1 protein-coding gene is annotated in these 665 nt (G+C 35.6%); it reads left to right on the top strand.

Going from position 1 to position 665, the window contains the following annotated elements:
• Positions 1-374: 374 nt before the first annotated feature.
• Positions 375-665 (top strand): helix-turn-helix domain-containing protein (locus tag ACS8FD_RS21275; protein ID WP_439277331.1); only part of this gene is annotated, 291 nt, incomplete at its 3' end.

Raw genomic sequence — 665 nt, 5'->3', positions numbered from 1 at the left:
GCTTCATCACTAGCAGCATGCCATCCATCCTTAATCAAGCAGTGTTGCTTAAGCAGGTCTGGGTTTGACAACTGTAGAGTAGATTGTGACCGTTGTGACATTTTGACGCTCCTTGTCGATTGGACTAATGGCATATTATAAAGGTAGATAAAACGGTTATTAGTAGCTTTAATAATGAAATCGTTTTGATACGACTCTACATAAATAATTATTGATAACTGTTATATTGTTCAATATACTGAACATAGATTCTATATATGAGACATCATTATAAGAATGATGGGATCCATTTTGCAACCTTTATTCTCATTTTCATGACTATTTAATGCTTTATTTTTATTGTTTTTAATTTTACTCACCTTTATAGGTCACTTATGAGCTCAACCGCTGTTCCTGCATTAGACAAAACTTTTCAGATTTTAGATTTGATTACGGCAAGTACCCAGCCCTTGACAGCCGCTCATATTGCCAAAGAATTAGATCTTCCTCGCAGCTCAACCCATAATATTTTACAAAGTCTGCTCACCAAACATGTAATCTATAAAGACGCTGAAAATCGTTTTCATTTAGGTTCTTATTTAATGTACTGGGCGGGCAAATATGAGCAGCAGCAAGGTGTGATCCAGCTATTTAAAGACTTAATCGTACAGTATCCTGCCCTACTA

It is taken from the genome of Psychrobacter sp. 1U2, assembly GCF_051847575.1.
Note: the sequence above shows the minus strand (reverse complement) of the source record. Positions and strands in the feature narration are given on the sequence as shown.